Raw genomic sequence first — 13,338 nt, forward strand, 5'->3', positions numbered from 1 at the left:
GTTAGCCGCTGCTGTCGATCGTCTTCTCGATGTAGCCAGCGTCGAAGGCCTGTTTGTAGGCGTCGATGGCATCGCGGATCTCGTACAGCGCGGTCCGCAAATCCTGCTCCTTGCCCCGGCGCACCACCGTCTCGGTCAGCGGTGCGGCCATGCCGGCCAGCAGGCCGACCAGGGCGAGCGTCACCACGACTTCTATCAGGCTGAAACCGCGTTGCGGGGCGTTCATGATCAAGGCTTCCCAACGGTGACGGTGGTGGCGATCGGGGCGCTCATGGGGCCGTTCTGAACCGTCGTGCTCATCGAGCGGTCCGGTGCCTGGATGTGCATGCTGGTTTCGGTGCCGGTCGGGAATTCCATGTCCGACGGGCTCTGGTACGGCAGGTTGCGCACGATCCGCGGGGTGATCGACAGCACCAGTTCGGATTTGCTGACGTCATCCTTGTTGCTGCCGAACAGGCGACCCAGGCCGGGAATGTCACCCAGGCCGGGAATCTTGTTGCCGGTGGCGCCGTGGTCGTTGCGCACGAGCCCTGCGAGGATCTGGGTTTCGCCGTCATGCAGACGCAAGGTGGTCTGGGCGTTGCGGGTATCGACCTGGACCGGAATGGTGCCCTGAGCGGTTGGCGTCAGCGGCGTGGCGTTACTGACTTCCAGCGCGATCTTGATCGCCACTTCGTTGTTCAGGTGCACGATGGGTTGCACTTCGAGCTTGAGACCGACGTCAAGGTAGGTCACGCTTTCGGTGATCACCGGGCCCTGGGTCGAAGGCACCGAGGTGGCACTGATGATCGGCACGCGCTGACCGATGTGGATGCGCGCCTGTTCGCGGTTGCTGACCCGAATCACCGGGCTGGCCAGGGTGTTGATGTCCTTGTCCTGGGCATTGATCTTGGCCTGTGGCGATGGCGAGATGGTAATCCGGCTGGAGTCGATGCCTTTGAGTTGATCAAGAATGGTCACCGCCGAGCCGTCGCTGTTGACCACGCCGAAGGTGTTGGGCCATTGCAGGCCAAGGTCGAGAATGCGTTGGCGGGCGACCTCCATCACTTCCACTTCCAGCACCACTTCCGGGTTGGACTGGTCCTGGGATTGCAGGAGTTTTTCCGCCATGCGCACCGCATCACCGGTATCGCGCATGGTCAGGGTGTTGAGGCGCTCATCGACAAACACGTCGCGGGTCTTGAGCATGGTCTTGATCATGTTCAGCGCGGTGTTGGCATCGATGCTGGTCAGGTAGAAGGTGCGCATCACCAGCTCCTGATAATCCTTGAGCTTCTGCGGCGAGTCCGGATAGATCAGCAAGGTGTTTTCATTCACCACTTTCTGATGCAGCTGGTTCTGTTGCAGCAGCAGCTCCACAGCGTCTTCGATTCGCACGTCACGTACGAAGATCGTGGCTTTCATGTCCGGGCGCAGATCCTTGTCGAAGATGAAGTTCAGGCCGGCGACCTGGGACAGCACTTCGAAAATGGTTTTGAGGTTGGCCTCGCGAAACTCCAGGGTCACCGGCCGGTCCAGGCGCGTGCGCAACTGCGGGTACGGCACCACGTTGCGGCTCTGCACCAGGCGGATGCTGTCTTGCAGTTCCAGAGCCCCCTCGTTCTTCGGGTCCAGTTCGAGAATCTGTTTGACCTGGCGGTCGGCACCGTAGATGTCACCGCGACGCAGGTCGCCACGGGCCAGTTCGAGTTTCTCATCCATGCTGCGCAGATAGTCGAGCTGGCGCAGGGAATCCTGGGCACGACGGTTGTTCGGTTCGATGTTAAAGACCCGGCTGTAAGTCATGCGGGCCCCGGCGAAATTACGCTGGGCCCGGTCCATGTCGGCCTGGGCCAGCAGCGCCTTCACGGCGAGGGTCCGAGCGTTGTTGAGGGCCATGTGCAGATCGGTATCGCGAGGGTTTTCACGCAATCCCTCTTCGATGCGGGCCAGGCCGGCTTCGTACTGGCCCGATTCGATCAGGGCGGAAGCTTCATCCCTGGCAACCTGCGCTGAACTGCACGCGGCCAGCCCTGCACAGAGACACAGGCTCATCAGCAAACGGGATTTGTTCATTCCGTACTCCCCACAGACAAGGTCTGAGATAAATGCAGCGGCAGGTAGACCAGGCTCAGTTCCTCATTGGAAATCCGCTCGATCCGCCAGGTTTGGTCGATGACATCCCCTTTGCGCACGACGTATATTTTTTCGCCGTTCTGCAAAAACACCTGCAGATCGGAACGGTCATCCAGCCTGCCGACAAACTGGAAGGGCAACGGCGGTGCAGTGGGGACTTGCACCACCGGAGTAACGTCTACCGGTTGTTCCGTGACGGTGCCGAGGGCCGGCGCGGCTTTCCAGCTGCGGGCGGCGAACAGGTCGCCTGCCGGGCTCAGGTCCTTGATCGGCGCTACCGCAGCGGCGGTCGATGCCGCCGCCGCTGCACCAGGGGCCTTGACCTTGGCTGGCGTGGCCACGACGGCCACCGCAGGGTCACTGTCGTCAGCCTGTTTGAAGTATTCGGGGAACCAGGCGAGCACTGCCGCTACACCCAAGAACGCCACCCAACCCGCCACTCGTTTGGTATTCATCATGACCTCGACAGGTAAAGGGTCATGCGGATCCGCCCGGTCAGGTCGGTATCGGCGATGTTCTTGCGCTGAAACTCCACATCCTCCAGCACCACCGCCGGCAACTGGCCGAGCAAGGCGTGCAGGAAACGCCGCAGTTGCGGATAGCTGCCACGTACCGGCAGCAGAATCTGATAACGGGCCAGGTGCGTCTTGGGGTCCACGCCCAGGGAATATTCACCCCGGGACAAGGTGATGCGTTCCTGGGCAGCCAGGGCGTAGATCTTGTCGATGGCCAAGGTGGCCTGAGGCTGGGACGGCAATTTACTGCGGAAATCGTCGAGCTGACGCTGTGGCACCACCGGCGCAGCCACGCTGCCGTCTTCGACCTTGGCCAGATACTCGGTGGCTTCGCGAGTCTGCTGGCTGAGGCTTTGCAGCGACTCCCAGTCCGGCAGCAACCCGACCAGGCCATAGCTCAGCGCCAGCACCAGCATGGCCAGCCCTGCCAGCCCCGGAATGCCCAGGCCTTGCAGGTATTCGTGGACGATCAATTTATGGATTTGCATCGCCGATCTCCCAGGTCGCCAACAGGCTGAACTGCACCGGGTGTTCCGGCACGTTGGCGACAATTTCGTGGCTCAGCAGTGACACGTCGGAGAGCTCGTCGCTGGCTTCGAGGCGGCGGTGGAAATCGAGCATGGCCTCCAGGTCCAGCGCCTCGGCACTGATCCGCACCTGACCTTTGCGGGCGTCCGGGGTCAGGGCCAGCAGGGCAATGTTGTCCCTCGGCATGGCTTCGAGGGTGGCGAACAGGCGCTCCCAGGGGCGGCGCAACTGCTGGGAGACCTTGCGCATCTCCGCCAGGTTCTGCGCCTGCTCGCGGATTTGCGCCGGGGTCAGGCTGAGCGTGCTGCCGGTATCGCCGGTGAGCACCCGCTGTGTGGTTTGCAGATGACCTTGCTGTTGTTCGGCCTCGTTGCTCAGGTGTTGTTGCACCAGAGCGCAAGTCAGGGTCAGCACCACGCCACCGGCCAGCAGGCTCCAGCCCAAGGGACCTGCACGGCGGCGCGGCTGAAAGTCGAGCATCAGGGGGCGCATGTCAGGCCACCGCCCGAGACATAACGTACAGGCAATCGCGTACGCCAGTCCGGTCTTCTTCGAGGGTGCGCAGATGCACACCGGGCACGTCGGGATACGAATCGATGCGCGCCGGTGCATGCAGGTAGACATTCAACGGCCGTTCGCTGGTGGAAGCCTGTAACTGGCTTTCACGGCCGATCAGCGCGGTCAGTGCGGCATCGCTGTCGCTGCTGCCGACCGAGCGCACCGAGGCCCAGCGCCCTTCCCGGGCCAGCAGCAACACACTGCGCACCGGTTCGGCGACCACGAACAGGAAGTCCCCGACCTCAAAGCTTTTATCGAAATGGTTGAACGCCGCCATCAGGTACGGCTGCACCGAACGCAGGCGCAAACCGCGAGCATTGACCAGGGCGCGCAGGCGTTCGAGCAAGTCCTGTGGCAGCGCGGTGGCGATGCGGTCGTAACCGGCGGGTTCGGCCGAGAGCACCAGGCTCCAGGGTTGCGTCGGGGCACCGTAGAGGTCTTCGAAACACAGTTGGGCGAAGGCGAGCAATTCGGCCGGGCTGCTGATCTGATCGCTCCAGGGCACCAGGCAATAGCGGCTGAAGTGCCCCGAGATCACCACGGTCAGTTCCGCCCTGGCAACGGTGTGTTCGGCCAACAAACGGTCGAGGGTGTCGAGAGCCACCGTCCAGGCCTGGAAGCCTTCGTCAATGTAGCCGACGCTGCCCAGCCAATGGGTTGCACTGCCTTGCCGTTGCCCCAGACCTACACCGCTGGCGCCGAGCACGGCGACAAATTGCTCACGAGATAAAAGTGACACGATTGATCTCCTCGAGCGTGGTCCGGCCTTGTTCCACCATCTCCAGCGCCGACTCGCGCAACAGGCGCAAGCCACGCTTGCAGGCATGGGCCTTGATTTTCGAGATCGGTTGGCGCTCGACGATCATTTGCCGCAATTCGTCGTCCAGGTGCAGCAGCTCGGCAATCGCGCTACGCCCGCGATAACCGGTGCCCCGGCAATGCCCGCAGCCCTTGCCGTGGACGAACTGGTAGTGAGCGACCTTTTGCCGATCAAGCCCCGAGACCTCCAGCTCTTCTTCTGTCGGGCTGTAAGGGCTGCTGCAGCTGGTACAGACCAGGCGGATCAAGCGCTGGGCCAGCACGGCATTGAGCGCCGAGACCAGGCTGTAGGGATCGATTTCCATCTGGGTGAATCGGCCGATCACGTCGAATACGTTGTTGGCGTGGATGGTGGTGAACACCAGGTGACCGGTGAGCGCCGATTGCACGGCGATCTGTGCGGTGTCCGGGTCGCGGATTTCACCGACCATGATCTTGTCCGGGTCATGCCGCAGGATCGAGCGCAGGCCCCGGGCGAAGGTCAGGCCTTTCTTCTCGTTGACGGGGATTTGCAGCACACCCGGCAGTTGATACTCCACCGGGTCTTCAATGGTGATGATCTTGTCCACGCCGTGGTTGATCTCGGTGATCATCGCGTACAGGGTGGTGGTCTTGCCGCTACCGGTAGGCCCGGTCACCAGCACCATGCCGTAAGGTTCGGCGGCCAGCCGGCGCAGCTGGCGCAGGGTCTCTTCTTCAAAGCCCAGGGCCTGCAGTTGCACGCCGCAGACCTTGTCTGCCAGGTCCTGTTTGTCGAGTACCCGCAGCACCGCGTCTTCGCCGAAAATGCTCGGCATGATCGACACCCGGAAGTCGATCTGCCGGCCGCTGATGCCGATCTTGAAGCGGCCATCCTGGGGCACGCGTTTTTCGCCGATGTCCAGTTCGGCCATGACCTTGACCCGGGAAATCACTTGCTCGGCGAACTCGCTGCCCTGGATCTTGCTGATGTTGTTGAGCACGCCATCGATCCGGTACTTGATCACCAGGCCGCTGCCGGTGGTGCCGAGGTGGATGTCGCTGGCGTGCATTTTCAGCGCGTCGTACAGGGTCGAGTTGACCAGTTTGACCACCACGCTGGAATCTTCGCTGATGCTGGTCAGGGACAGGCTTTGCAGGTTATCGATTTCTGCGCCGGCGTCGCTCTGGGCGTTGAGCGACTCCACCGCATGGAAGCTTTCTTCGTGACGCGCCAGGTAGGCCTTCAGGTCATCGGCATGCACCAGGTACAGCGGCGCGCCGTGCAGGCATTCATCGATCCAGGCCAGGCGTGCGCTGTCGAAGGGGTCGGCGAACACACCGATGACCGCATCGTCACGGCGCAGAAGGATGAATTCGCGCTTGAGGCATTGAGCCAGGGTCACCCGGTCGAACACCGGGGTGGAACTGAACAGGCTGTTGGTGTCGAGCACCGGGTAGTGCAGGGTTGCGCCCAGGCACTGGATGAAGGGCATGGGGGCCAGTTCACTCAACGCTGCGAGTGCATCCAGCATCCGTTCGCCGGAACTGGTGGCCAGGGCTCGGGCCTGGGCCAGTTGTTCACTGGTAAAACGAGTCGGTACACATTCCAGTTGCGCCGGTTCTACGACAAGGGATAGACGGTCCATGACTTGCTCTCCAACGCACGGGGCTTAGAGCCCTGTCGGCGCGGCGAGCAATTTCGGCGGGGGCCGGAACGGCTTGTCGCGCCACTACTCCCCGGTGAGCATTTGTTCGTCGTCTGGCGCCATGGAGGCCGATGAACTTTTTCGGCGATCAGCAAGCACCCAACTACCGTCGTACAACTGCAGCGGGAAACTCTCGTTCTTGCTTTGGCGTCGTTCGACGAATCCCTCGCAAGTGCTCACACCCGTTTTGGGTTCGCGCTGCCTGCCCAGAAGATCAAGCACTGCACGGGCCAGCTCCACCAATGGAAACGGTTTGAACAGGATATGGCTGACTCCCAGTTGCCGGGCCCGCTCGCAAACCTCCGCGGTGGGGTGCCCTGTGATCAGCACAAAATGACACTTCCTGTTCCGGCGGACGGCATCGAGCACCTGAAAGCCTTCCATATCGGGCAAGCGGTAATCGAACACCATCACATCGGGTGCGAAATCGTCAGCTTCAGCGATTCCCTGCGCACCGTCGTGGGCAATCCGGACTTCCAGTGCTTGCGCCTGCAGGTAACCCTGGAGGTTTTCCGCCAGCAACTGTTCGTCATCAACAACCAGTATTTTGTTCAACAAGGTGGACTCCTTGTAACCGCAGGTCCGGTTTTTAAACCTGACGGAGTGCACGCCCTGAGAGGACTAACGCACACTTCATGCCAGGCCGAGCACCGGTAATTTTAGGTCTTCATGTCCTTGAATTAAAAAAACAATGCCTTCTTGTACAGAAATCCTATCCCCCAAAAACGGGGAAAGCGACCGGATTGGCATTGACGTTTTTTCCCCACTTTTGGGGCCCCCCCATATTCATCGTCAACTCGCTCGATTCGATTGCGCGAGCGCAATGGCGCCGACACCCTCACTCCGGTTAAGCGTAGCCCCGTGTTTTCGACAGTGGAAGCGTCTGCACCGGGCACAACCGGGAAACTTCCTCGCCATTGACCCGCGCCGCGGCCGGGCCATTGCTGCACCACGCCTTGGGCACCCACAGCGTCAGCAGGACCAGCAAGCTGTTGAGTTTCATCATCGGCCTCCGGTCAGGGTGTAGCGGCCACGGGTTTTTTATAGGGGGCGACCAGATAGAAACGCTGGCCCGGCAGATCCACCGTGACGATATGGGCACCGCTCAAGCCCAGGCGCCGGCCCGGACCAAAGCTGATCAGCGGCGTCAGCCCGGTATCGAAGTCACGCAGGCCTTCCAGGGCACTGACCAGCTTCTCGCGACTGGCATCGCGCCCGGCCTGCTTCATGCCTTCGCTGAGCAGCATCATCGAACTGAACGCGCCCACTTGCAGCACCGCGTGCTGGCCGCCGAGGCCCTGGTGTTCGCGCAACCGGGTCAAAGCCTGGCGCCCGGCCAGGGTCCAGTCGCTGGGCACGAACGGATAGGCCAGGAACACCCGCCGGGAAAATCCGCTGGGCACCTGCATCAAATTGCCTGCCACCTGGTTCGAGGCGGCGAACAGGTAAGGCACCTGCCCCGCCGTTTGCAAGCGCTCGGCCAGACGACTGAAGCCGCTGCTGCTGCCCAGGTAAAACACCGAGCGTGACCCCAGGGGCAAATCATCCCCGGTCGGGTCATAGGCTTGCAGACGCACCTTTTGCCAGGCGTGCCCCTGCAAGTACTGGCTGAGCTCCTGCGCAGCCAGCTGTTGGCCGGACTCGTCCGGATAGGCGATCAGTGTCGGTCCCTGCAGCACCCGCAGGCTGGCACCGGCGTAGTCGGCCAGGGCGATCAATTGCTCGCGAAGCCCCGGCAGCGGTTCGAATATCTGCGGGCTGGCGTGGGGCCTGCCCTGCAAGGACAGCGGCCCGATCAGGGGAATGCCGGCCTGTTCCAGACGCACGGCGAAGTCCACGTCCAATGCCGGCGCCAGCGGTGCGATCAGGGCAAACACCCGCTCTTCATCGATCAACCGGTTCAGCGCCTTTTCAGCACTGGCGCGGTCGGCGCCAGGGTCGAGGATGGTCAGGCGCAACTGCCGGCCATGAATGCCGCCCGCCTCGTTGATAAGCGCCACACAGCCATTGAGCACCGCCGCCACCGTGGCGCCCTCCTCGCTCAATGGCCCGGAGCCCGGCAACAATGTGCCCAGGTGCAGACTGTCGGGGGCCAGGCCCGGATCGCGGTCTTCGGCCAGGCGCTTGAGGTACGCCGTGAGGTTGCGTTGATCGTTCATCGACAACACGAACCGTGGCATCGCCGGATCGAGCAGGTTGTTGCCGGGGTCGCGCCCCTCCTGCACCGCCCGCGCCAGGGTGCTGTCGCTGTAGGCCGGATAACTGCGGCCGTTGATGTGCTGCTGGTCATGGCTGTTGGCCAGCCTCGACCAGCTCAGGTCCGGCGGTCGCACCCCGCCTTCCGGGTGCCCGAGGCCGTCTTCGCCATGACAATTGGCGCACGGCAGGCGAGTGGCCGGCAACAGCATGTCCGATGCGCCGACCCGAACCATGATCGGCTCGCCGCTGGCCGACACGCCTTCGTAGTACAGCCGCTTGCCGGCACTTTCGCTGAGACTCAGCGGCAGCGCCTGGGCGGTGAGCGCGATGCCGCCGAAGAGCAACAGGCCAAGGACGAGGGCAGTATTCATGGCCGTGGCTCAGCGGCTGGCCACGGGCATTGTCAGCAACTGCAAACGCTGGGCAATGGCGGTGGCCGGGGCATCGGGACGGGTTCTGCTCCAGCGCCTGTTCGCCACGTCACCGACGATCAACTGGGTGGAGTGCTGTTCGGGGGTCGGCACGATCTGGCCGATGCGACCCAATACAAGGTCCACTTGCACCTTGTCGCCGGTAAGAAAAAACCAGTGGGGCCCATCGATGCCCTGTTTCAAGGTGTAAGCCTTGAGTACCGCCGGGGTGTCCCGCAGCGGATCACTGGTAAGGGAGATAAAGGTGATGCCGTTCTGGTCCTGCATCGATGTGTCGGTAAACCGGGTTTTCACGTCATGGGTGTCGGTGGACGGTCGCGCAGCGGACGTGGCCAGCTCATGGCCTTCATGGGCAAATGCCGTTGAACTGAAAATGCAGTAACGGACGCCCTGGGCGACCCCGGCGATGGCGCTCATGGCTGATGCTCCATGGCGATGGCGGTGTGCTTGGCGTGGGCGTTGCGTTCACCTCTGAGCCTCTCGACGGCCCGGGCCAGCTCCGTCGGTTCGGTGAGACCGTAGTAGCGGGTCCAGAAACGGTTGTTGCCGTCCCCCACCAGAATCAGCGGCGAGTAGTTCTCGAAGCCACCGCTGTAGGCGCCCAGGCCCTTGAGGGTGGCATCGACCGACAGCGGCGAACCGGTCAGCCAGCTCCAGCCCGGCCCCTGCTGGAAGGTACGGGCGTAATCATTCAAGCGTTGGGGATCATCACGCTGCGGGTCGATGCTGATCGACACCAGTTGCACCTCAGTGCCGACCCGCGCCCCCAACTGTTTCTGCACCTTGCCCATGATTGAGGACATCACCGGACAGACCGTGGTGCAGCTGGTGTAGATGAAGCCCATGACCACGATCTTATTGCTCACCAGGTCTTTTTCCAGGCTGACGACCTTGCCGTTCTCGTCCAGCAGGGTCACGTCGGCAAACTTGATACGGACGGTTTCCGGGCTGGCCTTTTTGGCCGCCATGTCGTGCTCGTCCGCCGAGTGAGCCAGCGCCTGGTCAATACCGAAGGCCAACAGGCAGAACGTCAGCAAGCCGCGATGCGCGAATCGGTTCATGTCAGTTTCCTCTCAGTGGGTATCGCCGGGCATGACCCGAACACCCGGCGCGACGCCAGACAAGGGTTGGCCGGGGGCTTTGTGCGTCACACGAAATTGCACGTCGGCAACGCCAGCCTCACGCAGTACACCGTCTTTGGCCGGGGGCTTTACATCAAGGGCCACCGAAACCCTGTCACGCTCCAGCGTCCGGCCGCTCCAGGTATCGGGCAAGGCGACTTCGTCGAGCGCAGTCGGGGGCACGGTCCGCCATACCCCGAACCCGATCAAGGCCATCCCGAGAATCACCGCGCTGCCAGCGACTGTGATGGTCCTGTCCATAACATCATTCCTCTTTACCGATCTGTTCCTGCCTTGCCCGCCCCTTGTGGGAGGCCAGCAGGTTCTGCAGCTTGAAGGTCAGGCAATCGCCGGCAGCTACCCGCAGCAAATTGATCAAGGACGAAGCGTGGGATATGCCGATCATGGACTCGGGCCTCGCTGCGGGCTGTCGGGGAACACTTCTCGACAAAACGTGCGGAGCAATCCGCATGCCACAAAAAAATATATTACAAATCAAATAGTTATATTCACGACTTGATAAGCCGGGGGATATTCCCCACCCAATCCACCCACTTTTTTGCCGGGGCCACTATTCCCCACTATTGGGGAAAACCGCCCTGGGGTTTCGATCACAGCGGCTCATCCGCGGACAAACCCTGCAAACGCCGATACTGGTTCAGCACACTGGGCACATAACGCTGGGTTTCGGCGAACGGCGGGACCACGTTGCCCCGGCTGAGCACCGCTTGCGGGCCGGCGTTATAGGCCGCCACGGCGAGGCGGATATCGTTGTCGAACATCGTCATCAGGCGTTTGAGATAGCGGGCGCCGCCCTGGATGTTGGCCTTGGGGTCGTAGACGTTGGTCACCCCCATTTCGCGGGCGATGGCGGGCATCAGCTGCATCAGACCGCGAGCGCCCTTGGGCGAGGTAGCACGGGCGTTGTATCTGGATTCGGTCTTGATCACCGCGTGCAGCAGCGCTGCCGGCAGTTCGTTGGCCGTGGCCGCCGCCGACACCAGCTCGGCATAGGGTTGCGCGGCGATCATCTGCGGTTGTTGGTCGAGGCTGACGACCGTCGCATCGGGCTCATGGATCACCCGTTCATAGTGGCGTCCGGGGCGGTGGACATTGGACAGGACATAGTTGCCTTTGGCGTCCACGGAAACGAACACATCGGCCTGTACGGCGCCGGTCAACAGAAGAAGACCCAGCAACCCGGTGGTGAGTGATTTCATGGTTATAACTCCCCTTCCCGGCCCCGAAAATTGGGGGAATTGCCCCAATGGCCAGTCGTGAAACAGCCATACGCAAGCACTGTGCCGTAAGTGAGAAGGCCCGTAGCACGTGGGGTACAGAAGGGGCATCAACCGTGAGCATGGCAATTGCATGCAGTTTCATAGCAACTGTGCTGCCGACGGTAGGAGGTCATCATGAATCAGCGACTGTGTCATGCCCGGCGAACCCAGAGTGGGTTCACCCTGCTCGAACTGTTGGTGGTGCTGGTGGTGCTGGGGTTGTTGGCCGGCATCGTGGCGCCGAAGTATTTCGCCCAACTCGGTCGTTCCGAAGTGAAAGTGGCCAAGGCGCAAATAGAAGGCTTGAGCAAGGCCCTGGACCTTTACCGCCTGGAGGTCGGCCATTACCCGTCGACCGAACAAGGCTTGCAGGCGCTGGTCACTGCCCCTGCCGACGAACCGCACTGGACCGGCCCGTACCTGCAGAAAAAACTCCCGCAAGACCCTTGGGGCCACAACTACACCTATCGCTATCCCGGTGAAAACAGCGAGTACGACCTGTTGTCCATGGGCAAGGACGGGCAGCCCGGTGGCGAAGGCGAGAACGCCGAAGTCACCAACTGGAACTGACGGGAATGGCGACCATGCGCTTTCATCTCAAAGCCGTCGGCAAGGCCGGTGTCGTTTCAATGACCGTCGAGGCACCGGGGCACAGCGAAGCCAGGCGCATCGCCGAAGACCAGGGCCTGCGGGTTGTCAGCCTGCACGCCGAGCGGCATTGGCGCGCATTGCGTCTCAAGCAACGCGAGACCTTCAACCTGGTGTTGTTCAGCCAGGAACTGACCACGTTGCTCAATGCCGGCCTGCCGTTGATCGATGCGCTGGAAAGCCTGGCGGAAAAGGAAAGCGCGCCACAAGCCCGCAAAACCTTGAGCGAGCTGGTGCGCTTGCTTTACGAGGGCAAATCGTTTTCCCAGGCATTGAGCCAGCTGTCGGCCGTGTTCCCCCCACTGTACGTTGCGCTGGTGCAGTCCAGTGAAAAGACCGGTGCCGTCGGCGATGCCCTGGGCCGATATGTCAGCTATCGCCAGCGTATGGACGAGGTTCGCCAGAAGATCATCAGCGCGTCGATCTACCCCATGCTGTTGCTGGTGGTGGGCGGTGGCGTAGTGTTGTTTCTGATGGGTTATGTTGTACCGCGCTTCAGCCTGGTGTTCGAAGGGCTGGGGTCGAACCTGCCCTGGTTGTCGCAGATCCTGATGAGTAGCGGCATGTTCCTTCACGCCCACCAGGGCGAATTCTTCGGTGGCTTGCTGGCCATCATCGTCGCCCTCACACTTCTCCAGCGCCAACCAGCCTTTCGTCGGGGACTGGACCGCCTGATCGAAAAACTCCCCGCGGTGCATCAGCGCATCTTCATGTATGAACTGGCGCGCTTCTACCGTTCGCTGGGGATTCTGCTGCAAGGCGGCATTCCCCTGGTTACCGCCATGGGCATGGTCCGTGGCTTGCTCTCCGTCGCCTCCCGCGCGCGCCTGGACCAGGCCTGCGAGCGGGTGCGCGAGGGGCAATCGCTCTCTGCCGCGCTGGAACTCAATCACCTGGTGACCCCCGTGTCCCTGCGCCTGCTGCGCGCCGGCGAACAGTCCGGCAACCTCGGGCAGATGATGGAGCGCAGCGCCGACTTCTACGACGAAGAAATCAGCCGCTGGATCGAATGGTTCGTGCGCCTGTTCGAACCTCTGCTCATGACCTTCATCGGCCTGTTGATCGGGGTGATCGTGATCCTGATGTACATCCCGATTTTCGAACTGGCCTCGAGCATTCACTGACCCTTGGGAAGAGGCCCCGGCTGTAAATTGAATTCTTTTTCAACGTTCCGGCCGAATAAATCGGTGCGTTGAACTGTTCATCAGGTTCCCACGGGGAAAAAAAGCAGCACATTGCAATGTTCATCAACGTTCCAATCTGAATAAAAAGACGGAGAACGACATGCTCATCAATAAGCTTTTACTGGCAGTAGCTATTGGCGCGGTTCTGTCGGCGTCTACCGTATTGATTCCGGACAGCCTGTCTGGAGTTTCCAGTGCTCAGGCCAAGGAAGGGGGTAGTGGCGGTGGTGGTGGCGGAAGTGGCGGCGGCGGTGGTGGAGGCGGCGGCAGTGG

General features: G+C 61.8%; 15 protein-coding genes and 2 pseudogenes. 2 read left to right on the forward strand and 15 right to left on the reverse strand.

All coding sequences use genetic code 11. From position 1 onward, the window contains the following. Window positions 1–4: 4 nt before the first annotated feature. The 15 genes and pseudogenes from PMI29_RS28315 to PMI29_RS28255 all read right to left on the reverse strand — a co-directional run. Window positions 5–226 (reverse strand): annotated as a pseudogene (locus PMI29_RS28315) (type II secretion system protein); the annotation flags it as partial. A 2-nt stretch (window positions 227–228) separates the two neighbouring features. Then, window positions 229–2,055 (reverse strand): secretin N-terminal domain-containing protein, encoded by a 1,827-nt coding sequence (locus PMI29_RS28310; RefSeq protein ID WP_007993459.1) that lies wholly within the window; start codon window positions 2,053–2,055, stop codon window positions 229–231. After that, complete coding sequence (locus PMI29_RS28305) at window positions 2,052–2,570, reverse strand: hypothetical protein (RefSeq protein ID WP_007993460.1); 519 nt, start codon at window positions 2,568–2,570, stop codon at window positions 2,052–2,054. Before PMI29_RS28305 ends, PMI29_RS28310 begins: the two co-directional genes overlap by 4 nt. Beyond that, window positions 2,570–3,118 carry a hypothetical protein gene (locus tag PMI29_RS28300; protein ID WP_007993461.1) on the reverse strand — a complete coding sequence of 183 codons (549 nt, stop codon included), beginning with the start codon at window positions 3,116–3,118 and terminating at the stop codon, window positions 2,570–2,572. The genes PMI29_RS28305 and PMI29_RS28300 overlap by 1 nt, the downstream gene beginning before the upstream one ends. Then, on the reverse strand, window positions 3,105–3,650 hold the full coding sequence (locus PMI29_RS28295) for a PilN domain-containing protein (protein ID WP_007993464.1): 546 nt from the start codon (window positions 3,648–3,650) through the stop codon (window positions 3,105–3,107). Before PMI29_RS28295 ends, PMI29_RS28300 begins: the two co-directional genes overlap by 14 nt. A gap of 1 nt (window position 3,651) precedes the next feature. Then, on the reverse strand, window positions 3,652–4,455 hold the full coding sequence (locus PMI29_RS28290; RefSeq protein WP_007993465.1) for a hypothetical protein: 804 nt from the start codon (window positions 4,453–4,455) through the stop codon (window positions 3,652–3,654). Further along, window positions 4,436–6,142: a GspE/PulE family protein gene (locus PMI29_RS28285; protein ID WP_007993467.1), complete on the reverse strand. Its 1,707-nt coding sequence runs from the start codon at window positions 6,140–6,142 to the stop codon at window positions 4,436–4,438. The genes PMI29_RS28290 and PMI29_RS28285 overlap by 20 nt, the downstream gene beginning before the upstream one ends. Before the next feature lie 84 nt (window positions 6,143–6,226). After that, window positions 6,227–6,760 (reverse strand): response regulator, encoded by a 534-nt coding sequence (locus tag PMI29_RS28280; protein WP_007993470.1) that lies wholly within the window; start codon window positions 6,758–6,760, stop codon window positions 6,227–6,229. A gap of 343 nt (window positions 6,761–7,103) precedes the next feature. Further along, window positions 7,104–7,205 (reverse strand): annotated as a pseudogene (locus PMI29_RS31855) (peptidylprolyl isomerase); the annotation flags it as partial. 13 nt (window positions 7,206–7,218) lie between these two features. Continuing rightward, window positions 7,219–8,772, reverse strand: coding sequence for a cytochrome c/ABC transporter substrate-binding protein (locus tag PMI29_RS28275; protein WP_007993472.1), 1,554 nt, complete (start codon window positions 8,770–8,772; stop codon window positions 7,219–7,221). 9 nt (window positions 8,773–8,781) lie between these two features. After that, on the reverse strand, window positions 8,782–9,249 hold the full coding sequence (locus PMI29_RS28270) for an SCO family protein (RefSeq protein WP_007993474.1): 468 nt from the start codon (window positions 9,247–9,249) through the stop codon (window positions 8,782–8,784). Further along, entirely contained in the window at window positions 9,246–9,893 is a 648-nt protein-coding gene (locus PMI29_RS28265) for an SCO family protein (RefSeq protein WP_007993476.1), read from the reverse strand. The genes PMI29_RS28270 and PMI29_RS28265 overlap by 4 nt, the downstream gene beginning before the upstream one ends. Before the next feature lie 12 nt (window positions 9,894–9,905). Next, window positions 9,906–10,214 carry a hypothetical protein gene (locus PMI29_RS28260; protein WP_007993477.1) on the reverse strand — a complete coding sequence of 103 codons (309 nt, stop codon included), beginning with the start codon at window positions 10,212–10,214 and terminating at the stop codon, window positions 9,906–9,908. Between the two features lie 4 nt (window positions 10,215–10,218). Beyond that, window positions 10,219–10,359 (reverse strand): hypothetical protein, encoded by a 141-nt coding sequence (locus tag PMI29_RS31860; RefSeq protein WP_007993478.1) that lies wholly within the window; start codon window positions 10,357–10,359, stop codon window positions 10,219–10,221. Between the two features lie 205 nt (window positions 10,360–10,564). After that, the gene (locus tag PMI29_RS28255; RefSeq protein WP_007993480.1) at window positions 10,565–11,173 is read right to left on the reverse strand and encodes a lytic transglycosylase domain-containing protein; all 609 of its coding nucleotides are present in this window, start codon (window positions 11,171–11,173) and stop codon (window positions 10,565–10,567) included. A gap of 195 nt (window positions 11,174–11,368) precedes the next feature. Between PMI29_RS28255 and gspG the strand changes: the two genes are divergently transcribed. Then, window positions 11,369–11,803: a type II secretion system major pseudopilin GspG gene (gene gspG / locus PMI29_RS28250; protein WP_007993481.1), complete on the forward strand. Its 435-nt coding sequence runs from the start codon at window positions 11,369–11,371 to the stop codon at window positions 11,801–11,803. Between the two features lie 14 nt (window positions 11,804–11,817). Continuing rightward, a complete protein-coding gene (locus tag PMI29_RS28245; RefSeq protein WP_007993482.1) occupies window positions 11,818–13,005 on the forward strand; it encodes a type II secretion system F family protein in 1,188 nt (395 codons plus the stop codon). Window positions 13,006–13,338: the final 333 nt, after the last annotated feature.

It is taken from the genome of Pseudomonas sp. GM49, from assembly GCF_000282355.1.
Taxonomy (GTDB): domain Bacteria; phylum Pseudomonadota; class Gammaproteobacteria; order Pseudomonadales; family Pseudomonadaceae; genus Aquipseudomonas.